At 67.5% G+C, this 23,448-nt stretch carries 22 protein-coding genes; 11 read left to right on the forward strand and 11 right to left on the reverse strand.

From position 1 onward, the window contains the following. Nucleotides 1-339: 339 nt before the first annotated feature. Entirely contained in the window at nt 340-2,460 is a 2,121-nt protein-coding gene (locus tag C469_RS12965) for an Ig-like domain repeat protein (protein ID WP_008007307.1), read from the reverse strand. A gap of 152 nt (nt 2,461-2,612) precedes the next feature. Here C469_RS12965 and C469_RS12970 point away from each other — a divergent pair, with 152 nt between their 5' ends. Genes C469_RS12970 through C469_RS12980 form a run of 3 tightly spaced genes read left to right on the forward strand, consistent with a single transcriptional unit; the run spans nt 2,613 to nt 5,536 of the window. Next, on the forward strand, nt 2,613-4,040 hold the full coding sequence (locus C469_RS12970) for a DUF58 domain-containing protein (protein ID WP_008007308.1): 1,428 nt from the start codon (nt 2,613-2,615) through the stop codon (nt 4,038-4,040). Continuing rightward, on the forward strand, nt 4,037-4,603 hold the full coding sequence (locus C469_RS12975) for a hypothetical protein (RefSeq protein WP_147587309.1): 567 nt from the start codon (nt 4,037-4,039) through the stop codon (nt 4,601-4,603). Before C469_RS12970 ends, C469_RS12975 begins: the two co-directional genes overlap by 4 nt. A 30-nt stretch (nt 4,604-4,633) precedes the next feature. After that, nucleotides 4,634-5,536, forward strand: a complete 903-nt coding sequence (locus C469_RS12980; protein ID WP_008007310.1) for a hypothetical protein — start codon at nt 4,634-4,636, stop codon at nt 5,534-5,536. Between the two features lie 36 nt (nt 5,537-5,572). Here the strand turns inward: C469_RS12980 and C469_RS12985 are convergent, their stop codons facing one another. Genes C469_RS12985 through C469_RS12995 form a run of 3 tightly spaced genes read right to left on the reverse strand, consistent with a single transcriptional unit; the run spans nt 5,573 to nt 7,970 of the window. Continuing rightward, the gene (locus C469_RS12985) at nt 5,573-6,589 is read right to left on the reverse strand and encodes an AAA family ATPase (RefSeq protein ID WP_049911429.1); all 1,017 of its coding nucleotides are present in this window, start codon (nt 6,587-6,589) and stop codon (nt 5,573-5,575) included. Continuing rightward, nucleotides 6,582-7,694, reverse strand: coding sequence for a DUF4350 domain-containing protein (locus C469_RS12990; protein WP_008007312.1), 1,113 nt, complete (start codon nt 7,692-7,694; stop codon nt 6,582-6,584). Before C469_RS12990 ends, C469_RS12985 begins: the two co-directional genes overlap by 8 nt. Then, a complete protein-coding gene (locus tag C469_RS12995) occupies nt 7,695-7,970 on the reverse strand; it encodes a hypothetical protein (protein WP_008007314.1) in 276 nt (91 codons plus the stop codon). A gap of 137 nt (nt 7,971-8,107) precedes the next feature. On the opposite strand from C469_RS12995, the gene C469_RS13000 reads away from it, so the two are divergent. After that, complete coding sequence (locus tag C469_RS13000) at nt 8,108-9,256, forward strand: DUF1616 domain-containing protein (protein ID WP_008007316.1); 1,149 nt, start codon at nt 8,108-8,110, stop codon at nt 9,254-9,256. Nucleotides 9,257-9,316: 60 nt separating this feature from the next. On the opposite strand, the gene C469_RS16875 is transcribed toward C469_RS13000, so the two are convergent. The 6 genes from C469_RS16875 to arsD all read right to left on the reverse strand — a co-directional run bounded on the left by C469_RS16875 (nt 9,317) and on the right by arsD (nt 14,321). Next, the gene (locus C469_RS16875; RefSeq protein WP_049911430.1) at nt 9,317-10,432 is read right to left on the reverse strand and encodes a hypothetical protein; all 1,116 of its coding nucleotides are present in this window, start codon (nt 10,430-10,432) and stop codon (nt 9,317-9,319) included. Between the two features lie 80 nt (nt 10,433-10,512). Then, nucleotides 10,513-11,025 (reverse strand): metal-dependent hydrolase, encoded by a 513-nt coding sequence (locus C469_RS13010; RefSeq protein ID WP_008007320.1) that lies wholly within the window; start codon nt 11,023-11,025, stop codon nt 10,513-10,515. A 358-nt stretch (nt 11,026-11,383) separates the two neighbouring features. Beyond that, nucleotides 11,384-11,608: a halo-CC-star protein HcsS gene (gene hcsS, locus C469_RS13015; protein ID WP_008007322.1), complete on the reverse strand. Its 225-nt coding sequence runs from the start codon at nt 11,606-11,608 to the stop codon at nt 11,384-11,386. Next, a complete protein-coding gene (gene hcsL / locus C469_RS13020; RefSeq protein WP_008007324.1) occupies nt 11,599-12,015 on the reverse strand; it encodes a halo-CC-star protein HcsL in 417 nt (138 codons plus the stop codon). The genes hcsS and hcsL overlap by 10 nt, the downstream gene beginning before the upstream one ends. Further along, the gene (arsA, locus tag C469_RS13025; RefSeq protein WP_008007326.1) at nt 12,012-13,988 is read right to left on the reverse strand and encodes an arsenical pump-driving ATPase; all 1,977 of its coding nucleotides are present in this window, start codon (nt 13,986-13,988) and stop codon (nt 12,012-12,014) included. Before arsA ends, hcsL begins: the two co-directional genes overlap by 4 nt. Nucleotides 13,989-13,991: 3 nt before the next feature. Further along, nucleotides 13,992-14,321 (reverse strand): arsenite efflux transporter metallochaperone ArsD, encoded by a 330-nt coding sequence (gene arsD, locus C469_RS13030; protein ID WP_008007328.1) that lies wholly within the window; start codon nt 14,319-14,321, stop codon nt 13,992-13,994. A 317-nt stretch (nt 14,322-14,638) separates the two neighbouring features. Here arsD and C469_RS13035 point away from each other — a divergent pair, with 317 nt between their 5' ends. Continuing rightward, entirely contained in the window at nt 14,639-15,034 is a 396-nt protein-coding gene (locus C469_RS13035; protein WP_008007330.1) for an ArsR/SmtB family transcription factor, read from the forward strand. A 74-nt stretch (nt 15,035-15,108) separates the two neighbouring features. Beyond that, the gene (locus C469_RS13040) at nt 15,109-16,323 is read left to right on the forward strand and encodes a threonine synthase (RefSeq protein WP_008007332.1); all 1,215 of its coding nucleotides are present in this window, start codon (nt 15,109-15,111) and stop codon (nt 16,321-16,323) included. A gap of 18 nt (nt 16,324-16,341) precedes the next feature. Here C469_RS13040 and C469_RS13045 read toward each other — a convergent pair whose 3' ends face one another. Next, complete coding sequence (locus C469_RS13045; RefSeq protein WP_008007334.1) at nt 16,342-18,183, reverse strand: SLC13 family permease; 1,842 nt, start codon at nt 18,181-18,183, stop codon at nt 16,342-16,344. Between the two features lie 283 nt (nt 18,184-18,466). Between C469_RS13045 and C469_RS13050 the strand changes: the two genes are divergently transcribed. From C469_RS13050 to C469_RS13070, 5 genes are all read left to right on the forward strand, one after another. Then, nucleotides 18,467-18,895, forward strand: a complete 429-nt coding sequence (locus tag C469_RS13050) for a universal stress protein (protein WP_008007336.1) — start codon at nt 18,467-18,469, stop codon at nt 18,893-18,895. 119 nt (nt 18,896-19,014) lie between these two features. Beyond that, nucleotides 19,015-19,425 (forward strand): heavy-metal-associated domain-containing protein, encoded by a 411-nt coding sequence (locus C469_RS17370; protein ID WP_008007338.1) that lies wholly within the window; start codon nt 19,015-19,017, stop codon nt 19,423-19,425. Beyond that, the gene (locus C469_RS13060) at nt 19,422-20,015 is read left to right on the forward strand and encodes a helix-turn-helix transcriptional regulator (protein WP_008007340.1); all 594 of its coding nucleotides are present in this window, start codon (nt 19,422-19,424) and stop codon (nt 20,013-20,015) included. The genes C469_RS17370 and C469_RS13060 overlap by 4 nt, the downstream gene beginning before the upstream one ends. Nucleotides 20,016-20,282: 267 nt before the next feature. Further along, a complete protein-coding gene (locus tag C469_RS13065) occupies nt 20,283-20,699 on the forward strand; it encodes a hypothetical protein (RefSeq protein WP_008007342.1) in 417 nt (138 codons plus the stop codon). 143 nt (nt 20,700-20,842) lie between these two features. Further along, nucleotides 20,843-22,903 (forward strand): SLC13 family permease, encoded by a 2,061-nt coding sequence (locus C469_RS13070; protein ID WP_008007344.1) that lies wholly within the window; start codon nt 20,843-20,845, stop codon nt 22,901-22,903. Nucleotides 22,904-23,448: the final 545 nt, after the last annotated feature.

Here is a 23,448-nt window from a genome sequence, read left to right on the forward strand (position 1 = left end):
ACTCGACGTGACCACAGTTGGGGCATTCGAGTTTCGTGACCCACTCGCTCCCGCGGTCGTGATTGTGCGGAGGAACACTCAGAATATTCACCTGTTCGCTGCCGCAGGACAGACACGTCGAAGGTTTCATCACACAAATTTATATGAATTTACAATATCTATTAAATTTTTCTATCACCCAATAATGCAAAAATAAATCCGAGAAAACTATAGCTAATACAGTCTAATGTGGCTGTTGAATCCATCAGATCACTCTCGAAGAATACGGACGGCAGACGCGGGGCCGTACGTACTGTTCGCACCGGCGGGTCGTGCGATCGGGGTCAGCCCAACACTCGATTAGTTCCCGTCTCGGTCGTCGACGAGCTCGTCGGTCGCGGCAACGGCCTCGTCGGCCGTCTCGGCCGACACGTCGTTCGGCGCGAACGCCGCTGCCTCATACGCTTCGGTAATCTGTTTGAGCCGCGTCGTGTCGATATCGTCGTCCCGCTTTCGGCGTTCGTAGAACTCCCTGTGGGTGTCCGTCGACGGTCCGCTTCCCGACGACAACCACGCCCGGACGCCCGCATACGCCAGCTGGACCGCCCGGTTCAGTCCGCCGGCCGACAGCGCGGTACGGACTCGTTCGAGGAGTGACGGACCCGCAGTTGCGCCAGCGTGTGCGTCCGTTTTGCCCGCTCCGGCTCCCGAGCGAGACCCCGATCCGCTCGCGGCAGCCGCCCCCGCTTCAGTGGGCTCACCAGTCCACGGTCCGATCGGGCCGAATCGGGCGAGCAGACGCTTTCGGAACGCGACAACCAGGAGCGCGACGAGGGCGAACGAGACGATACCGATCAGGACGCCGTCGGTGAGTTCGATCACCGGCTCGTCGGCGCTCCCGGGGCTCGATCCGGACCGCTCCGCCGGAAGCGACAGCGACTGGCTGTCGGAGCTCTCCTCGAGGTTCGTTCCGGTTCCCGAAAAGGTCGCGGTGAGCGTGGGCTCGTCGCCGCGCTCGATCGCCTCCGGCAGCGTGAACGTCGCCTGGTAGCGGCCGGAACCGTCGGTCACCGCCCGTCCGAGGTCCGTTCCCCCGACGGCGACTCGGACGGAGCGTCCCGAGATTCCGGTTCCGTCCGCGGTCGTCAGTCGCCCGGACGCAACGACGGATTGGTTCGTCGCGTTGAGCGCCGCGTCCGCGGAGAGGTCGGTCGGCGTCGACTGAACGGCGACCGGGACCGACGCCGTCGATGCGGCGACCGCGAGGTCGTCTCGATCGACCGCGACCCGGAGCTCACGCTCGCCGGCCGGCACGGTCGCCGGCAACTGTCCAGCGAGGACGGCCTGGCCCTCCGAGTCCGTCTCGGCGGTCGCGATCCGGTTCCCGGAGGCGGTGAGCACGAGCGGGATCCCGTCCAATCGGCCGTCGGCCGCGGCCGGCACTCGAACGGACGCCGCGGTGCGAACCGTCTCGTTGAACGCCACGGTCTCGGTGGCGTTCGAGACGGCTATCGCCGTGTCCGCTTGGTCGGTGATCCGCACGGAAACCACCTCGCTCGTCGGGAGGTACGGATCGGTATCGGACGGCTCGTACCGAACGGTGAGGTTCGAGTCGTTCACTGGTGCCGACACCGGCCGGTACGTCGCCTCGAACGTTCCATCGCCGTTCGTCCGCGTCGTATCCGTGTCGTCCCCGTATCCGACGCGTATCACGCCGTCGTCTATCGCGGTGCCGTTCGCCGTCGTGAGCCGACCCGAGACGGCGACGGGCTCGCCAGTGGAGACGGTCGTTCGGTTCGTCTCGACGGCGAGCTGACTGTCGGTGAACTCCCGAGCTTCGATCGCGACCGCCGCTTCCCCGGCGGTCCGGCGGATCTCTTCGACCGCTCCCTCCGCTTCCTCGAGGTCGACGCCGGCCTCATCTCCCAGCACCGCGTACTGCCGTTCGAGACCGGTCGTCGTCTCGTTCACCTCCGCTGCGGTCTCCAGAAGCTCACGAGCGAGCTCACGGGCCCGCTCGTCATTCCCGTTCTCAACGGCCCGCTGATACTCCTGAACGAGCGCGTCGGTCTCCTCGATCGAGCCCGCCAGCTCGCGCTGTTGTTCTCGCGTCAGATTGAACTCCCGTGCCAACTCATCTTCGTCGAGGTCGCTGGCGACGACGCCGTACTTCTCGAGGAGGTCCCCGTACTCCTCGCCGAGGGGTTCGCGGCCGGATTCGTACTCGCCGTCGCTGAGCGCGATCGCGCTCTCGGTCAGTCGGTCGCCGAGTCGCGCGGACAGGTGGCCGGCGACGCGGCGGTCGTCGCCGGCCTCGTCGACCTCGTCGGGGTTCTGGTGCGGGACGGTTGCGTTCGCCGTCTCGTTGCTGGTAGCCGGGGCCGATCCCGTGGGGGTCGCGACCGCGACACCACCGATGACGGCGCTCGTCACGACGACTGCGGCGAGGATCGCAAGGAGACGAGACGAGCGATTCGACACGATTCTAGTCGCGTCCGAATGAACATAAAGACCACGAGGCAAATCCGATCACGTCGATCTGAGACGCCGCGTCGGCGCGTCGGCGCGTCCGTTCTACCGGAGGGGCATCATGAAAGCCAACGTTCAGTACGCTTCGAATTAACGGTAACCCAATGGAGGTCACAGATCGCTGGTGGGCGACCGCCGGATCCGGCGTCGTCCTCGTCGTTCTCGGGGTGCTCACCGAGCGACCGATCCTCCTCCTCGCCGGAGCGGGTCTCGGCGCGTGGCTGCTCGGCGTCGCCGGGGTCTCCAGCCGGGAATTCACACGGTTGGGAGACCGCCTTGAGATCGCCTACGCACTCGAGGCGGACACCGCGATAGTTGGAACGACCCGTTCGGCGACGCTCGCGGTCCGTCGGCCGACCGCGGCGACGATGGGTCCGGTGTCTGTCCGAGCGGGGACGCCGCCCGGCGTCGCGGTCGACTCCGAGGGCCGAACGGTCGAACTCGGACCCGACGAGACGACGGGCGAAACGACGTTCGACGTCGAGTTCCCGGTGGCCGGCCGGTTCGTCTTCCCGTCGCCGCGCATTCGGGCGACCGACCCGTTCGGGTTATACCGGGTACAGTTCACCCGAAGCGGGTCGCCGACGGCGACCGTTCGGGCGGAGACGCTGGACATCCGCATCGGGCGAGGCGGCCGTCGTTCGCACAGCGTGTACGGCCAGCACCGCTCCACGCAGCGCGGGCCTGGCGTGACGACCCACGGTATCAGGGAGTACACCCCGACGGACGACCTCTCTCGGATCGACTGGAAAACGACCGCACGACTGGCGACGGCGTACGTCCGGGAGACGGAGCGGGAGACCGATCGGCGAACGGTTCTCATCGTCGATCACCGCGGCGTGATGGCGGCCGGCGACCCGGGTGAGACGATGCTCGATTACGCCCGTGAGGTCGCGACGAGCGTCGCGCGCACGGCGTTCGAACACAACGATCCGATCGGACTGTACACGACGGGCGATCAGGGGCTCACAGAGACGATCGATCCGGGAACGACGGTCCAGGCGTTCGACCGCGTCGAAACGCGACTGTACGAACTCGTTCCGACCGACGACCCGTCGACGTACGGTCGTCGCTCGGCCGACCGCGCCCGCCGACTGGCGACCCGGATCGAGGGCGACGACAGTCGGTTCGCACGCGTGCTGACGCGATACGTGGGCGACCCGAACGCCTACGTGCGACGCACTCGAGGGCATCCCCTCGTCGGCGCCGTCAGAGCGGTCCACAGCCGAGTCGGGACGGACGGACTGCTCGTGATCGTCGCCAGTGATCACGACCCCGCCGGGATCGAACAGGCGGTGAAATCGGTGGTTCGGGCCGGCGGACGCGCGCTCGTCATGCTGACGCCACGGTGTCTGTTCGACCCGACGGACTTGACCGACCTCGACGACGTCTACGAACGGTATCGGGCGTTCGAACGGTTCCGCCGCGAGCTGGACGCCCACCCTCGCGTGACCGTGTTGGAGATCGCCCCGGGGACACGCCTGGACGCAGTGCTCACACAGCGTCGAGCCGACCGAGGGACGGTCCAATGAGCGACTCAGTATCACCAGGCTCGGCATCGGGCGACCTGCCGGTGCTCCGCCAGAGGCGCGTCCGCGATCCGGTCAGCCTGCTCGGGCTGGTCACCGTGCTCGCCGTGGTCCTGGTCGTCGGTCCGCTCCCTGCCGTCGGGCTGTCCGTGCTCCTGTTGCTCGTCGCCGCGTTCGTTCCGTCACCGCTCGCGTTCGTTGCCGGACAGCTCGCCCTCCTCCCCGGGCTGACGAGCACGGACCTCGTTGCCGTCGGCGTCTCCCAGCTCGCCCTCGTCGCGGTCCTCACCGAACCCGCGCGATCGCAGAACGCGTACGCCGCCGTCGCCGGGACGCTGCTCGCGTACGCGGTCCTCGCGGCTCTCCTCGTCATCGGTCTGCGACGCGGTCCGCTCGTCGCTGGCGGGCTCGTCTGTCTCGCGGTCGCGTTCGGAACGTATCTCGCGCGCCGAGTCACGCTCGTCCGTCTCGGACTCGTCGACGGCGAGTCACCCGGAGAGACACGCGACGGCGACGGCATCGAGGCCGCAACCGATCGCTCCGCAAACCAGACACGCTCCGAGTAGAGACGAAAGAATGAACCAGTGGCTCACGGAATGGATGACAGCACGATGAACAGCCCCAGTGAAACGGAATCGCCCGCCGAGACGGTCCCAGGCGAGTTCGAAGCGCGGACCGACTCCAGCGAGCTCCGGACCCGACTCGCGATACTCGAAGCCGAGAACCGACAGCTCCGCGAGGAGTACGTCCGCGCACAGCAGGCGACGTATCGGCGGACGGCGGTCGGGCTGTTCGTCGTCGGGGCGCTCGCGATCCTCGGCGGCATCGGCTTTCCGGACTCCCGAAGCGTCCTCTTCGCGCTCGGTGGCACCGGGGTCTTCGCCGGCGTGTTAACCTACGTGCTCACGCCGGAGCGGTTCGTGTCGGCTCGCGTCGGGTCTCGCATCTTCCAGGCGCTGCGCGCCGACCGAGACGCCATCACCGACGAGCTCGGTCTGAGCGGTGACCCGGTGTACGTCCCCGGCGACGACGTCCGGCTGTTCGTTCCCCGGTACGACGCGAAACCGCTGCCCGACGAGTCGGCGTTCGCCGACCTCTTCGTCGTTCCCGACTCTCCGGAGCGAGGCGGCGTCGCGTTTCATCCGACGGGAGGCCCGCTGTTCGAGGAGTTCGAGAACGCCCGGGACCGATCGCTTGAGACCGATATCGACGCGGTCGCACCGGCGATCGCAGACGCGCTCGTCGAGCTGTTCGAACTCGCGGACGGCGTCGATTACGACGTCGACACCGCGACCGGTCGTCTCACCTTCGAACTCAGTCGTCCGGGACTCGGCGATCCGACGAGTCTCGACCATCCGATCCCCTCGTTCCTCGCCGTCAGCGTGGCTCACGCCCTCGATGAACCCGTTCGCGTTGACGTGACCGACGCCGACTCGCTTTCCGTGACCTGTCGATACGGTCGGCTGGAAACCGGGCAGGAGACGGAGAAATCTGTATAAAAACGGTGGGTTTAAATATTAAAAACTGGGCCGATCTCACTCCTCGGCGCGCGTCTCCCTGCCGTCACCGGCGTGAGGTCCGCCGTCGCTCTCCTCCGAAAGCGACAGATCCGCGCTCGGCGGAGCGACGCTCTCGAGTATCTCGTCGATGACCTCCGTCTTCGATCGATCGGCGAGTTCCGCGTCCGTCGTCCTGATCACACGGTGAACCAGTACCGGGACGGCGAGCGCCTTGACGTCGTCCGGGATCACGTACGATCGGCCGCGGATCGCCGCCCGGGCCTTCCCCCCTCTGAGGAACGAGAGCGTGGCACGGGGGGACCCGCCGTATCGAAGCGCCGACGCGTCTCGCGTCCGGGAGACGATGTCGAGGATGTACTCCTTGACCGGCTCAGCGACGAACACGTCGCCGACCGCGTCGCTCGCTGACGCGAGATCGTCCGGTTCGACGACCTGCGAGACCTCCGTCGCGTCGAGCGTCAGTAGATCGTCAAATCGGTCCAGAACCTCCCGTTCGTCGGCCCGGTCGGGGATCTCGACCGTGTACTTGAACTGGAATCGGTCACGCTGTGCCTCCGGGAGTTCGAACACGCCCTCCATCTCGATCGGATTCTGCGTCGCGACGACCATGAACGGGTCCGGGAGTCTGAGCGTCTCTCCCTCGATGGTCACCGTCGACTCCTCCATCGCCTCGAGCAGCGCGCTCTGGGTCTTGGGCGTCGCGCGGTTGATCTCGTCGGCGACGACGAGGTTCGCGAACACCGGCCCCTTCCGCAGCTGGAACTCGCCGGTCGCCTGCTGGTACACGTTCGTCCCCGAGATGTCCGCCGGCACCATGTCCGGGGTCATCTGGATCCGGTTGAACGACAGCCCCGACGCCTGCGCGAACGCCCTCGCGATCGTGGTCTTCGCGACCCCGGGGATCCCCTCGAGGAGGACGTGCCCGTCAGTGAGGAGCGCGATGGTGAGGCCCTCGATGACCCGCTCGTTCCCCACGACGACGTCGTCCATCGCCCCACCGATCGCTTCATGGATCTCTGCCGGACTACTCATTCGTTTCCTCTCGTGACTGCTTGGTTAAAGTGTCTGTCATCATACTCCGGAGGCGCGCCTCGTCCAACTCGGGGTACCGGCGTTTCAACGAGGAAAGCACCGCGGCCTCGTCGACGACGCCGTCCGTCTCGTCACCGCTCGCCCCGACCAGCCAGACCGGGAGCCGTTCGCGTCCCCGTGGCAGCACCGCGAACAGCCCGGCACGTGCCGTCGCGCCGAGCGTTCGGGATCGGCCCAGATACGCCCACACGGCGACGACACCCAGAACACCCGCCCCGATCTGCAGCGGTGGCGACGACCGCAACGCCAGGGACGCGACCGCAAGCGGGGGCTGGTCTCCCGACCGAGAGTAGTCCAACAGCACGCGTTCGCGTTCGCTCAACAGCCCGGTCGCGAACGCCTCGTTATCGGGCTGCGTCAACATGACGTTGATGAACACGCTGGGGTCTCCGACCGCGATGACTCGCCCGTCTCCCACGCTTTCAGCGGTCACGACGGGATACGTTCCGAGTTCGTCGGTGAGCGAGAGGTTCCCCGTCTCGTTGCGATCGAGATAGGCGAACTCGGAGGTGGTCGCGATCTCGGTCGCGGAGTTCGCGTCGATCGCCGTCGGGTAGTTCAACGTCAGCTGTTGGACCGCCTCGGTGTACGTGGCGTTCGCGACGTTCGTCGCGATCGGCAGCGACGGCGATCGGTAGTAGTGTCGCTCGTCGCGGATCGGCGAGCCGTTGAACCGCGCGTCCGCCCCGATATCGGCGAGCAGAGCGTTTCCGTGCGGTCCGAAATCGTCCGCGACCACCAGCGTCCCGCCCGCTTCGACGAACCGTTGGACGCGCTGGGAGTCGTTTCCGGTGTATCGCTCTTCCGGGGCGATGACGACGGCGACCGTCTCGTTCGCGGATGCGGTCTCGTACGCCGTCGTGTCGAGCGTGATGTTGCTGACGGCCTGCTCGTCGGCGTGTTCCCGGAGGTCGCTCGTTCCGTCCCACTCGAGGTTGTACGCGCCGAACGCGGCGGTGGTCGTGCTCGCCGCGACGACGAGCGTGAGCCCGACCGTGATCGCCAACGCGTACAACACGAGCCGCGGGACCGGTGGCGTGCGCATCTAGATCACCCCCTCGGGGAGAATTTCGAGGATCCGCCTGACGACGATGTAGCCGAAGGCGGCGAGGCCGACGCCGATCACCGGCAGCAGCCGACGCCGCCAGCGCGGCGTCACGTTGAACGGCGCCGTGAGCTCCACGACGACGAGCAGACCGATGAGCGAGACCACGAAGAAGAGCTCCAGGGTCAGCGACCCGAGCGCGGTGAGGAGGACGATCGCGCCGAGCATCCAAGCGACGACCCCGTACACGAACCGGCGTCGCTTCCCGAGGGCCATTACCCTCGTGTTCGTGTACCGAGGCATCAATCCACTGGTGTGTACTCCGCCGGGAACGAGTCGTAACCGACCAACCCGCTTTCCGAGACGTCCTGACGACCGAGTCGCTTTTGTCCACCGTCCCGCTTCGACTGGGTATGGTGGACCGTCGGGAGAGCTGGCTCCTCCTCCCCCAACCCGTTCGTCGGCTTCCGGCGGACCTCGCCGCGGTGGTCGTGTTGACAGCGCTGACGCTCGCGGCCGTGTTCGTGCCGGTAGTCGACGAGACGCCGCTTCGAGTCGGGTTCGGGCTCATCTTCGTGCTGTTCCTGCCCGGGTACGCGTTCATCGCCGCGCTCTTCCCCGAAGCGGGGTCGGGCTCCGCGACGGACGAGACCGACGACGGGTCGGACGGAACGACGGTCGACGACGACGACTCGAAGCCGCGTCCGGTTCCCGGCACCGAGGCGGCCGACGAGAGACGGACGGCCGCCGAGAACGCCGGAAGTGAGCCGTCCGGCTCCGGGGCTCCCGACCGGTCGGGGATCGACGGGGTCGAACGGGTCGCGCTCTCGTTCGGGCTCTCGATCGCGATCGTGCCGCTGATCGGGCTGGTGTTGAACTTCACGCCGTGGGGGATCCGCCTCGCGCCGGTCGCGACGAGCGTCGCCGGGGTCACGCTCGTCTGTGTCGCCGTCGCCGCGCGTCGGCGCTGGGAGCTCCCCCCGGACGAGCGGTTCGCGGTCCCGTACCGCGACTGGATCGCGACCGGGAAACGGGAGGCGTTCGATCCGGACGATCGGACCGACGCGGCGCTCAACGTCGTGCTCGTCGTCTCGGTCCTGCTCGCGGTCGGGAGCGTCGGCTACGCCGTGGCCGTCCCGCCGCAGGGCGAGCAGTTCACGGAGCTCTACCTCCTCACCGAAGATCCCGACGGCGAGCTCGTCGCGGACGGCTACCCCGAGACCATGTCGCCCAACGAGAGTGCGGAACTGATCGTCGGGATCGGCAACAACGAGTACGAAACGACGGAGTACTCCGTCGTGGTCCAGCTGCAAGAGGCCGTCACTGAGGGCAACGAGACGACCGTCGTCGAGCGGACCCGGCTCGATCGGTTCGAGGCGACGGTCAGCCACAACGAGACGCACCACGAACCTCACACCCTCCGACCGACGCGGACCGGCGAGAACCTCCGGGTCCAGTACCTTCTGTACGACGGCGAGGTTCCAGACGAGCCGACGGAAGAGAACGCGTATCGAGAGGTCCACCTCTGGATCGATGTCGAACCCGAGTCATCGAACGAGTGATATCGGCGGGGGTTCTCCCGTTCCGCGCGAAGGGTCGGATCGCCAGCGAGGTAGCTCCGATTACTTCACGCGACGGCGGCGGACCCGCACGACGAGCGCGATCGAGAGGAGAGTGGCCACGATGATCTGGACTCCGTTTAGCGGAACCGACCCGGAGGACTCGGACACGGACTCGGAATCGTTTGGCTGAATGGCCTGCCCGTCGGTTTCGTTCTCGGTCGTCGAGTCAGTGCCGTTCTCGGTCGTGGAGTCGGTGTCGTTTTCGGCCGTGGAGTCGGTTCCGTCGTCGGTCCCCGAGTCGGTTCCGTTCTCGGTCGTTTCGGAGCCCGTCTCCCCGGTGTCGTTTGTCGTGTTGTCGGTGGGATCCTCGCTTCCGTCGTCGGAGCCGTCCCCGGTGGTCGGCGCTCCACCACCGTCGGTCCCGTCGGTCCCGTTTTCGCCCTCGCCGTCGGTCGTCTCTCCTTCGGTGACCGTCACGGTGTGTCTGTCACTCACCGAGATGATGTCCAACTCCCCGTTCGCGGTCTCTTCGTCCTCGTAGACGACCCCGTAGAGCCGATACTCGCCCGGTTCGTACGCAGCGCTGACGTCGGCGACGTACTCGCCGTCGCCCGCCTCGGTGGCCTCGATCCGAGTCCGCGTCGAATCGTTCGCGATCACGGCGTCGACTCGTTCGATCGCCGGAGCGTCCGCGTCGTCGTGTTCGCTCGTCTCGATGTCGATCGAGGCGGTCTCCCCCTCGGTGATCTCCGCCGGAGCTGACAGCGTCGTGTCGTACGCCGCGATCACGACCGGTTGGATGGTTTCGAACTGATCCGTACTGACCACGACGCTGTAGGTTCCCGGATCGAGGTCGGTCGTCTCGAACGTCGTGGACGTCTCACCGCTGACGCCGAGCTCGCGGCCGTCTGGGAGCCCGTCGCTGTTGTAGAGGAACACGTCGTACGGGTCGTCCGTGCTCGTCGAGATCTGCGCCTCGATCGCCTCTCCGGGGTCGATGGGGGCGACCGACGTGACCGTGAACTCCTGGCCAGCGATCTCCGTCGTCCGATTGGGGACGTCTATTTCACCGTTCTCGACGGTGATCGTGAAATCGCCGTCCGCGTCGGCTACTCCCGGGACACCCACGACTAGAACGGCGACGAGTAGAAGGCCGGCGATAGCGGGGCGGCGCATGAATACGTCATATCGACAACAGAGTTGAATCTTTCGTCCGTCTGCGTTCGTTCGCGGGAGAGCTGAACGAACGGCGGCGTTCAAGGAGAGAGCCGAAGCTGCTCGGTAACGTCCGCGATCAGATAGTACGCGGTCACCGCGAGGACCGCGACCGAAAACGCCGTAAAGAGGTGGAGGTTGATCGAGTTCGGTCCGGCCCAGTACGGCGCCGGCGGTCGAGGAACTGGAGCCAGAAACGGCCAGAGCAGATCGCTCGGTACCCGCCCGGAGGCCAGGGCCGCGTAGTTGTCCGCGATGAGGTGTGACGCGTGCGCGAGAACGAACACGACGCCGCCTCGGCGGCGATCCGTCTTCCACCCGTACGCGAGGACGACGAGCCACACCGGGATCGCGAACGGCAGCGAGTGCATGAACACCCGCCCCGTCGGAATCAGGTGTAACTGGTGCGCGAGCGGTTTGTCGACGAGGTCGGGGAACTGACTCCCGACGAACGCGACGGCGCCGAGTTCGAGCGACGGGAGTCGCCGGGTTCGAACGAGGAGATAGAAGGAGACCAAAAAGAGGGCGACGATGAAATGCTCGATGGGACGCATTCGTCTCTGCGTTCGTCTCATCGTTCATAGCTTCACCGTTCGTGCGGTCTGGTTCCGCGGTTAACCGGAGATTTCGCTGACGAGTCCGGGCTCGAGTCGCCGACACGGATGCGTCGGCAGAAGCTCGCGGACACACTCACGAACGCCGAAGCCGGTTCGCAGGCACCGTTGAACGCTCCTCTCCAGGCGGAACACCGCACGAAACGGTCGGTCGCTGGAGACCGCTTCCTGATCGAGAGCGGGAGTGGGCGCTGCAGTCTGGTGGCGGCGACACAGTATTTAAATGGCGACGAGCGACGGCGACAATCGCGTATAAAGAACGTGCGGTCCGCGCGCCGCCGGCCGCCGACGAACGCGGCTAACAGCAGCCGTCGTCGTCGGCGCCGCAGACGCTCCCGTAGTCGATGCCGGTCTCGTCGCCGATCGCCTCGTTACACTGCATCACCATGGTGGTGAACGCGAACTCCGAGGAGGACTCCTTCGCCGCCGCGAGTTCCTCGCCGAGCCTTTCGGCGGCCGCGACGACCTCGTCGTCGGTGACTCCGTCGTCGCCGGCGTCCTGACCGGAGGCGCTCAACAGCACCCACCTCCGGTGGACCGCGCGAACTCCTCGCCGATCTCGTCGCTGACAGCGTCGTTCGTCCGCTGGAGCAGTTCGACCAGCTCTGTCTGTGCTGCCTGCTGGCGCTGGATCGGCTCGGTGTTCGACAGTTCGGTCTGGAGCTGCTTCAGCTCGGCCATCACCGACTCGTCGAAGCCGCCGCGCTGCAGCTGCTGTTGCTTTCGCTGGTACTCGCGAAGCAGCGCCATCGCGTCGTCGTCGTCCTGTAACGCCTCGTCGGCCTCGGTGAACCGCCGATACGTCTCCGACTCGCCGAGTGCGTCGAGGAACTCGCGGAGCGCCGCCTCGACGTTCGCCTCGGCGTCTTCCTCAACGGACACGCCGGTGTCGCCTTCGGCCGCGTCCTCTACATCCTGCACGTCGCTCACGAGGGCGTCACCTCCGGTGCGTCGGCCTCGGCAACGTCCGCGAGCCCGGTGATCTCCTCGCCGAAGGCGCTGAGTTCGTCGAGTCCGATCGGCTCGTCCCGCCGGAGCGGCGCCAGCATGAGCGGCGCGTCGAACCGGTCACGAATCTCCTCGAGGTACTGCGCCTGCTGAGCGCGCCGGTTCGCGAAGAAGGCGTTGTCGCCGTACTCCTCGGGGAGGAGGTAGTTGGCGACGACCAACGAGGTCTCGATCCCGACCTGGTCTTCGAGGTCGGCGGCGGCACGGTACGCCTCCATCATGGGCGTGTACTCGGGGTACATCACGAACGCGAAGGTGCTCCGTTCGGGATCTTTCATCGTCTCGATGACCGCGTCGTACTGGTCGCCCTTCGCGGGGGCGGCGCCCTTCGTCAGCGAGCCGAGGTCCATGAACCCCTTCCAGTCGGAGGGGAGTTCGAGCAGGCGGAGGGTGTGACCCGTGGGTGCCGTGTCGAAGACGACGACGTCGTAGCCGTCCTCGTCGAAGTAGCTCACGAACTTCTCTAAGGCGGCCATCTCCTCGGCACACGGCGATTCCAACTCCTCTTCGACGTTCGCGATCGCGGCGTCGACGTCGATCTGGGTGTCCGCTTTGTCCTCGTACATTTCGGTGACGTGGTCGAGGACCTGCTCGCGGTACTCCGCGAGCGCCTTCTCCTGGTCGATCCGCGCCGCGTCGAGGTTCTCCTGGCCGACCGGGGTCGGCTCGTGGCCCACGGGCTCGCCGAAGATGTCCTCGAGATGCGCGGCCGGGTCGGTCGTGACGACGAGCGTCTCGTGGCCCGCCTCGGCGAGCTTCGTCGCCGCCGTCGAGGCGACCGTGCTCTTGCCGACGCCGCCCTTGCCGGTGAAAAAGAGGTACTGCGTCTCCTCGCCCGGCGTGAGCTGGTCGACGACGGCGTCGGCGTCCGTCATTGACTCGAAGTCGACCGCGCCGTCGGAATCGACGTGTTCCGTACCGTCACCATCGACATCGGTCGCGGTCCCGACGTCGACGGTCGCCTCCGCGCCGTCGTAGAGGACGCCGCCCACGTCAGCGAGCAGGTCGAGCCCGGCGATCTCGCCCGGCTGGAGCGGGTACGTCGCCGTCGCGTCGGCGTCGAACTCCTCGCGGGCGCGCTCGATGACGGCTTGCTCGTCCGCGCGTTTCCCCTCGAAGAAGGGGTCGTCGCACACCGACTCGGGGAGGTAGCCGTTGAGGATCAACAGCTGCGACTCGATCCCGAGCTCGCCGAGGTCGCTCGCGCTGCGTTCGATCTCGTCGATCGAGGAGCCCTCGGGCTTGCCGACGAAGGCGAACGATGTCCGCTCGTCGTCTTGGAGCGTGTCGATGGCGCGCTCGTACTCCCGCTTTCTGTCCTCCATCGAAGCCGCCGGGCCGATACAGGTCGAGCCGCCCTTCTCGAGTTCGGCGTTCCAGTCGGAGGGGAGCTCCATGAGCCGGATGGTGTGGCCCGTCGGCGCCGTGTCGAAGACGACGGCGTCGTACTCGGGGCTGTCCATGAAGTCGACGAAGTTGTCGAAGGCCGCGATCTCCTCGACGCAGGGGCTGTTGAGCTGCTCTTCGACCGTCTCGATCTCCTCGTCGCCGAGCAGTTCCCGCATCGGCTCGATCGTCTCCTGGCGGTACTCTTCCGCGGCCGTGTCGGGGTCGATCTCGATCGCGGAGAGGTTCTCGACCCCGTCGATCGCGGTGACCTCGTGGCCGATCGCCTGGCCGAAGATGTCCGAGAGGTTCGGCGCGGGGTCGGTGGTCACCAGCAGCGTCTCGTAGTCGTTGTCGGCGAGCCAGGTCGCGGTCGCGCAGCTCACCGTGCTCTTGCCGACGCCGCCCTTCCCGCTGAAGAAGACGAACTCGGTGTCGTCGCCGCTCGGTTCGACTATCTCGCGCGCGCTCGTCGCCGCCGACTCCGCCGACCGCTGTGTCCGTGCCATCTGTCAGGCCTCCTGTGGCGCGGCGCTTCCGTCGATAGCCGCGGTCAGTTCGTCGTACGAGAGGTACTCGCCCTCGGCGACGATCTCGTCGTCGACGACCGTGATCGGGAGGACCGACGGGCCGTCCGCCTGCACGCGGTCGTAGATCCGCTTCGTTTCGAGGAACTGGTCGATGTTGTGCTGCATGTTCGCCCGAGTGACCTCGAGGTCGTCGAACGCGTCCTCGAGCTGGTCGAGCGCCGCGCTGACCGCGACGAGTTCGTCGTCGGGGTCGGGGCCGCAGACGCCGGTGGAGCAACACATCGCTTCTTCGTACAGGGTGAGTTCGGTCATGGTGGTGTCGAGTCGTCGTCGTTCGTCTGAGCCATCGGTCACAGCGAGGCGCGCCGTCGGCGCGGCCACTGTGACCAACTCATTTGAACGATCCCTCATACAATGATAAGCCCTTCGGTCGGGCGGCTCCGCGGTTATAGCGTGGCAGAAAGCCAGCTAAGACGGGAAAAACACTTTTCAACAGATCTTCTCTCGCTGATTGTCCTCGCCTCTATCTGGCCAATAGCTGAATTATTTTCGTATCGTTTTCCCAGCGGCCGCCTTGGTCGGGACGGCGTTCCACAACGCTTAATCTCGGATCGGCTCAACTGTGACGTATGTCATCGACCGATCGCCTGCGGCGGTACGTCGTCGACGAGTGCGGCTCCTGTACCGACGCGGACCTCTCCGAGCGACTGGCGGAGCTGGAGGAGCTGAACGAGGCCGCCGGCGGGTCAGCCCTGGAGAGCGACGTCGAGCTGCTGTCGGCGCTCGGGAACGAGACGCGGTACGAGATCGTCCGGATGCTCCACGCGGCCGACGACGACGAGCTGTGCGTCTGCGAGCTCTCGCCGCTGCTGGACGTGAGCGACAGCGCGATCAGCCACGCCCTCTCGAAGCTCACCGACGCCGGTCTCGTCACGCGTCGGAAGGAGGGGAAGTGGCGGATGTACCGCGCCACGCCGCGCGCGAACGCCGTCCTCGTCGCGCTCGACGGCTCGCGGTCGCTGTGAACGCCCGGCCCCGATAGGTCGTCGCGTCGGTCGAGCAAGAAAACGCATATCTCCCTCGCCGTCACACGGTCGGCATGTCCCGTTCTCTGAGCTGTTACCGGTGTGGCGACCGCTACGACGACGACACCCGCGTCCGGTGCGCCTGCGGGGAACCGCTCTGGATCGACGCGCGGCCGACGGCCTCCTCGTGGGACGACCGTCCGGACCGGGGCGGGATGTGGCGGTACGAGGCGCTGTTGCCGATCGATCGGCCGGAGGGCGTCGCGGGGGCCGCGGGCGGCACGCCCCTGGTCAGAACTCCCGGACTCGACGACGCGACCGGGGGCCGGGCGTTCGTCAAAGACGAGGGCGAGAACCCGACCGGCGCGTACAAAGACCGCGGGAGCGCGGTGGCGGTTCCGCACGCGATCGCGGCGGGCGACGACGTCGTCGGCACGGTCTCGTACGGCAACATGGCGATCAGCACCGCCGCTCACGCGGCGAGCCTCGACCGCGAGTGCGTCGTGTTCGTCCCGGCGGATATCTCGGGGGTGCGGCTGGAGCTCATCGCGCAGTACGAGCCGACTATCGTGCGGGTCAGCGGCGAGTACGGGAAGCTGTACGGCGACGCGCTCGCCCTCTCCGAACGGCATCCGATCAGCGTTCTCGTGAGCGACGCGCCGGCCCGCATCAGCGGGTACAAGACGGCGGTATTCGAGATCTACGACGCCCTCGCCCCGGAGACGCCCGACGTGATCGCGCTGCCGGCGAGTTCCGGCGGGTTCGCCTCGGGGGTCTGGCTGGGGATCCGCGACCTCGAGAGCGCGGGCCTGCTCGCCGAGCGACCGCGCGTGTGCCTCGTCCAGACCGCCGCCGCCGACCCGCTGACGCGCGCGTTCGAGGCGGGTGCGACGGAGCCGACGCCGATGTCGCCCGACGAGACGGGCGAGACGATCGCCCACTCGATCGGGAATCCGGACCCGCCGAGCGGCGCGCGTGCGCTCGCCGCGGTCCGCGACACGGGCGGCGCCGTCGTCTCCGTCACCGACGACGAGATACGCGCCGCACAGCGCCGGTTCGCCGTCGACGGCGGCTTCTGCGTCGAGCCGGCGTCCGCGGCGACGCTGGCCGGCGTCTCGCGCCTCGCGGAGCGGGGCGAGGTCGCGGCCGACGACTCCGTCGTCCTCGTGCCGACCGGGACGGGGTTCAAGGAGATGGGGACCGGCGAGGCGGCGGTCGAGACCGAGGCGGTCCACCGGACCGACCTGTCGGACCGGCTCGAGTCCCTGCTCGGTTCACGGCGCCCGTGAGAGCGTCGCTTGATGCGGTCAGACGCCCCAGATGACCGCGATACCGGCCGTCGCGACGACGGCGAGGAGCAGCTGGAGCGGGCCGCCGACCCGGAGGAAGTCGGCGAACTCGTAGCCGCCGGGGCCGTACACCATGAGGTTCGTCTGGTAGCCGACCGGGGTCATGAACGAGGTCGCGGACGCGAACATCACCGCGAGGAGGAACGCGAACTCGTTGGCGCCGAGCTGGGCGGCCGCGCTGACGCCGACCGGGATCATCAGCACCGCCGTCGCCACCGGCGTGATGACGCTCGCCAGCAGGCCGGCGACGGCGTACAGGACGAACATGACGCCCACGGTCGGGAGGACCTCGTCGGTCGCGACGAGGAACTCCGAGACGACGGCCGCGCCGCCCGTGGACTCCAACGCGATCCCGAGCGGGATGACCCCCGCGAGGAGGAAGATGACGTTCCACGAGACGGCGTCGTAGGCGTCGGCGGTCGTCAGACAGCCGGTGACGACCATCACCACCACGCCGGCCAGCGCCGCGATCACGATCGGGAGGACATCGAGCGCGGCGAGCGCGACGACGCCGACGAGGACGCCGACGGCGATCGGGGTCTTCGGCGAGAGGGGTGCGATCTCGTCGATGTCAGCGTCGGCCAGCCGGTCGAGCGCGCGCTCGTCGGCGATGACGAGGTCGCCGGTGTCCGTGAAGTACCGGACGGACGCCGGCGTCGTCCGGACCAACAGCAGGTCGCCGGCCTCCAGCGTGCGGTCGGCGAGGTCGGTGCGGAACAGGTCGCCGCCGCGGCGCACGGCGAGCACGCTCGTTTCGTGGTAGTCGTGGAGGCCGGTCTCGGCGACGGTCTCGCCGACGAACGGCGACCGGTCCGGGACGATCGCCTTCGCGAGCATGCCGTCGGTGGCCGATGACTCGAACGTCTCCTCGGTCACCGTCTCGCGGGCCCGCCTCCCGAGCGTCGCTTCCCTCCGGAACTGCGCGACCGCCTGCAGGGGGCCGTGGACGACCACGCCGTCGCCCGCCTCGATGACCCGGTCGGAGTGCGGGCCGGCGTACGCCTCGCCGTCGCGCCGGACCTGCAGGATGCGGACCGCCGGGTGCGCGTCGTCGAATTCCTCGACGGACAGGCCGACGGCGACGGATCCCGGTCGCACGTACAGGTGCGTGAGGTAGTCGTCGAGGTCGAACTCCGCGACCGGGTCGCTGTCGACGGGGACGCGGGCGGGCGTGAGCCGCCAGCCGACGGTCAGCAGGTACGCGCTCCCGACCGCGAGCAGGACGGCGCCGAGCCCCGTGAACTCGAACATCCCGATCCCGTCGCGTCCGTCGATGAGGAGGCGCGCGAAGTCGCTGGCGAGGATGTTCGTCGACGTGCCGATGAGGGTGAGCGTGCCGCCGAGGATGGCGGCGTACGACAGCGGGAGGAGGAGCTTCGAGGGGCTCAGCTTCGAGTTCTCGGCGAGCCCGGTGACCATCGGGATGAAGACGGCGACGACCGGCGTGTTGTTCACGAACCCCGCGATGGGGCCGGTCGTGCAGACGGTGGCGACGAGCGCGCGGAACTCCCGGCCGGCGGTGAACTCCGCGAGGTAGACGCCGAGCCGTTCGACGACCCCCGTCCGCTGGACGCCCGCGCTCAGCATGTACATCGCGATGATGGTGACCGTCGCGGGGTTCGCGAACCCGGAGATCGCCGCTCCCGCGCCGACGCCGGTCCACGGTTCGAGGACCACGAGCGCGGCGACGACGCCGATCGCGGTCACGTCGTTCGGGACGACCTCGGTGACGAACGCCACCAACACGGCGACGATGAGCAGGAAGACCACGGCGACGCCCGACACCTCGACGATCGGCATACGCGGACGACTCCCCTCGACCCCTTCACTGTTCCCCTCGATCGGCGTCGCCGGCGGCGAAGCCGCCGGCTGTCAGAGGGACCGAAGGTCCCTCGCTCCTCGCGAGTGGAAGGCCCGCGCTGAGACGCGCGACACGGCTCGTTCCGTGATAAGCGATCGTCGAAATCGCTCACTCAATTATCAATATCCGCTTGCCAGCGACGATCCGCAACACCCTCTCCCGTTCTCGGCCACGGTGGTCTCGGCAGTACACTCTTTTCAGTTGGCGTCGAACCGCGACCTAATGCCCGACACCGTTCTCGTCGCCTTCGACGGGTCGCTGCTCTCCGAGCGCGCGCTGACGTACGCGCTCGAGACCTTCCCGGAGGCGACCCTCACCGCGATGTACGTCATCGATCCGATCGACTCGGTCGTCGACGTGGAGGTCGGCGGCCTGCCGGTCGCCGAGGACTGGCACGACGACGCCCGGGACCGCGCGACCGACATCCACGCGACGGCCGCGGAGCTCGCGGCGGAACGCGGGATCGACCTCGCGACCGTCACGGAAGTCGGCAGGCCCGCCCGGACGATTCTGGCCTACGCTGACGACCACGATGTCGACCAGATCGTCATGGGTAGTCACGGTCGCTCGGGCCTCGACCGGGCGCTCCTCGGCAGCGTTGCCGAGACGGTCACCCGCCGAGCACGGATTCCGGTGACGGTCGTCGGATGACGCGATCAGGGAGGGACGGACGGCCGATCGCTCCCGCGGCGAGCCCGACGACCGCGGCGACCGCGCGACCGCGGCGAACCCGACGACCGCGGCGACCCCGGCGGCCCCTGACAGCGGCCGTGACCGCCTCTGACCCACCCCCGCGCTCGACGTGTACCGTCCGCATCGAACGACGAGGCGGTCGCGGCGCGGCGGGGGCGCGGGCGCTCGAACGTCACCTCCCCGTCGCGCTCGTCAACGTCGACGTCTCCTTCCGAACGGGGAGCGCTCGGGTCACCTACGACGGGGAGCGCACGTCCGAGGCGTCGATCCGAGACGCGGTCCGCGACGGGGTGAACGACGCCCCGGCGCTGGCGACCGCAACGCTCCGGATCGCGATGGGCGGCGCCGGGATCGGCCACGCTGCCGACGGTGACCGCCGACTCGCCGCCGGTCGTCGCTTGTGCCGACCGATCAAAACTGGTACGACGCTGTCTCACCAACCCCCACGTATGGGCGAGTCTCTCGGCGGATCGAGGTGGGTGAAATGAACCGACGGCGATCCGATACGGTCGTCGCTGGCCTGGTCGCCGTCGTCCTCGTCGGCGGCGGCGTGCTCGGCTGGCAGGCGTACCAGCAACAGCAGGCCTTCGACCAGATGGGACCGATGATGGGCGGATCGATGGGGGCGGTCCACGGAACGAACCCGCTCTGGTACGTCCTCGGAGCCCTCCTCGTCTCGGCCGTCCTCGGTGGGGGATATCTCGCGGTTCGGGACGATCTCAGCGGCGCGGACGAACCCGATCGATCACGGGACGGCTCGGCGAGTCCGACCGACTCCGAGGGCGCCGAATCTCCGGCGGAGGCCGCTCGCTCGGCGGGAGATTTCGATCCGGAGTCTCGGCCTCGCGACCGCGTACTGGACCTCCTGCCGGAGGACGAACGTCGGGTCCTCCGACCGGTCCTCTCCTCGCCCGGCATCACACAGATCGAACTGCGGGACCGCTCGGAGTTCTCGAAGAGCAAGGTCAGCCAGACGGTGAGCGCGCTCGAGAAGCGCGGCCTCCTGTACCGCGAGCGTCAAGGGCGGACGTATCGCGTCTACCCGAGCGACGACCTCCAACGGAACCGGGCGAACTAGCGGACCGTTCCCGCCAACTCTCGCCGCGTCCAACACGCGATCGCGGGCGCCGGTCGCGGCGGTGTCGGTGCCCCCCCTCGCAGTGGTGTCGGTCCCCTCTCGCAAAGGGGTCGAGCGCCGATCCGGCGAATTCGGGCCGCATGAACGGTCCGGCCTCTAAAAAACGGTTAGATCGGGTTATACACGTTCTCGAACGTTCTCCTGATCGGATTCACACCCAGCAGAATAACTCCGGAGGGGTCGTACGGGTAACCGAGGAGAAAAGCAATGACCACACTCACACTCGGCCGCTGGCTGCTCGTCGCCTTCGCGATCGTCGGACTCGCGCTCGCTGTCCCCATGGTCAGCGCACACGGCAACGCGACCGCTGACGACGCTCCGATCGCCGACGACGTCCCTCCGTCTGACGCGACCGCCGACGACTGGGCGGTCTGGATGGAGGCGCAGATGACCGAGCACATGGGCCCCGACGGCGTCGAGTGGATGGAGTCGCACGCGGGTGCGACCGTCGACGAGATGGCCCGGGACATGGCTGACGACGGCAACAGCGGAATGTACGGCCACGGCGGGACGCACGAGCGGGGCGGGACGTACGGCCACGACGGAACGTACGAGCGGGGCGGGACGTACGGCCACGACGGAACGTACGGCCACGGCGGGGCGTACGGGCAGGGCCACTGCTGACCGCCCTGACCGCTTCGGCTCGACTGCTGACCGCCCCGACCGCTTCGGCTCGCTCCGATCGACCGCCGCTCGCGTCCCGCGGTGACGGGCCGAGAACCGTACTACTATGTGGGCCCCGCTAGGACCCACACACGGTTGATTCGGTGACGAACGCGTTACTCGATCTCGCGCTGGCGACGCCGACACTCCCCCGGCAGCTCCCGGTAGCGCTGCCCGTGTCTCCCGACGTGTTCGTCGTGCTCGCCGTCGTCGCCGTCGCGCTCGTCCTGTTCGTCCTCCAGCCGGTCTCCATCGACACGACCGCCATCGCGCTGATGGTCGCGCTTATCCTCCTCGGTCCGTGGACGGGCGTCTCCCCGGAGGAGGGCGTGTCGGGCTTCTCGAACCCCGCGACGCTCACCGTGCTGGCGATGTTCATCCTCAGCGAGGGGGTTCGACAGACCGGCGTCATCCAGATCCTCACACAGAAGATGGAGGCGTTCGCGGGCGACAGCGAGTTCCGACAGCTCCTCGCGACCGTCGGGCTGTCCGGTCCGCCGGCGGGGTTCGTCAACAACACGCCCATCGTCGCCGTGCTCATCCCCGCCGTCATGAACCTCGCCCGGAAGACGGGAACCTCGCCGTCGAAGCTGCTGATCCCGCTGTCCTTCGCCTCGATGATGGGCGGAACGCTCACCGTCATCGGGACCTCGACGAACCTGCTCGCGAGCGATATCTGGGCGCAGATCGGGCCGACGGGCGAACCGTTCTCGCTGTTCGAATTCACGCAGTTGGGAATCGTCGTCCTGGCCGTCGGTCTCGTCTATCTCCTGACCGTCGGGCGGTACCTCACGCCCGCCCGGATCACCGCCGAGGGGTCCCCGACGGACCAGTTCGGGATGGCGGACTACCTGACCGACGTCGTCGTGCACGAGGACTCCGACCTCGTCGGCTCGCAGGTCCGAGCGCTGCGGCGCGGCGAGCTCGACCTCGACGTGTTCCAGATCGTGCGCGACGGCCGCAGCATCGTCCGCGGCCTCCCGAGCGAGCGGATCAGCGCCGGCGACGTGCTCTCGGTGAGAGCGGACCAGGAGACGCTCGAACAGGTCATCGAGGACGAACACCTCGCCCTCCTGCCGGAGCTCCGCGACGCCGCGACCGACGAGAGCGAACCGCTGCCCGAGGGGTTCGTGCCGGAACACCACGCGTGGAACCGGTCGCTGGCGGCGGCCGACGCCGCCCCGCCGGCTGACGGGAACGGCGACGGAGACGGCGGAGGCCAAGCCGACGGAGACGACCGGAGCGAAGCGAACGGGGACGACCCGGGCGAAGCCGACGGGGACGAAAACGCGGACGCGGACGAGACCGCGTCGGAGACCTCGCTCACGGAGGTCGTCTTGCTCCCCGGGCCGTGGTCGAACAGACGGGACGGCGTCGCCGGCTTCGAGCGCGAGTTCGACGCGACGGTCCTCGCGATCCGGCGGGGGGACGAGGTGATCCGCCAACGCCTCCGCGACGTCGACTTGCGGGCCGGAGACGTGTTGCTCGTACAGACGAGCGCGGAGGTCTTAGACCGGCTTCGGTCCGACACCAACGTCGTCGTCTCGAGCGACGATCGGTGGGAGGAGTTCGATCGGACGCAGATCCCCATCGCGCTGGGTATCGTCGCCGGCGTCGTCGGGCTGGCCGCGCTCGACTACCTCCCGATCATGGTCAGCGCGCTCGTCGGCGTCGTCGCGATGCTGTTCTCGGGCATCCTCAGGCCGGCGGACGCCTACGAGGCCGTCGACTGGAACGTCATCTTCCTGCTCGCGGGCGTCATCCCCCTCGGGATCGCGTTCGAGGCGTCCGGGACGGCGGACCTCATCGCGACGGGGATCGTCGCCGGGAGCGCCGTGCTCCCGCCGATCGCGATGCTCGCGGCGTTCTACCTCGGCACCGCGATCATCACGGAGATGGTGAGCAACAACGCGAGCATCGTGCTGATGCTCCCGATCGCCGTCGAGGTCGCGGGGCAACTCGGCGCCAACGCCTTCGCGTTCGCCCTCGCGGTGACGTTCGCCGCCAGCACGCCGCTGCTCAGCCCGGTCGGCTACCAGACGAACCTCATGGTGTACGGCCCCGGCGGCTACAAGTTCACCGACTTCGCGCGCGTCGGCGCGCCGCTCCAGCTCATCCTGACCGTCGTCACGACGGCCGGTATCGCGTTCTTCTGGGGGATATGAAACATCACTAAGCTGTCTTTTTTTATATTACCTCATACAACCATAATTATTCACTCCCGATTCCCGTCTCGTTCGACTCTGCGATCGAGGCCGCGTTTTTACGGATTCGACGGGGCGGATCGGCGGAGTCACCGAAACAGCGCGGGTTGTCAACACACTGTCGTCACTCGGTTCTGTGAGTAAGTAATCTAATTACACCCATTTACGTTCGGATAAATATTTATATATGTCAGATCGTTTGTTCCAAGTGATTATTTCGCATCGCGTTGTGTCTTTCACGTGATTGCGATCGCCGCCGGCCACCTCGATTTGGAGACGGACGCCGATCGACGAGCTGACGGACGAAGCGGTACCAACGTCCCAGAATCATATGTAACCAGTTATGACGATATATTTGATATATTGAGCCGATCGCTATCGGTCGATCGTTCGTCACCGAGCGAGCGGTCGAACGGCGCCCTCGCGGGAACGGCCGGATCACGTCGCGGGCGAGTGCGCCGCGAGCGGGTCACCGGAATCGGTCGAAAGCGCGCGGTGCGTCCGAT

It is taken from the genome of Halorubrum lipolyticum DSM 21995 (assembly GCF_000337375.1).
Classification (GTDB): domain Archaea; phylum Halobacteriota; class Halobacteria; order Halobacteriales; family Haloferacaceae; genus Halorubrum; species Halorubrum lipolyticum.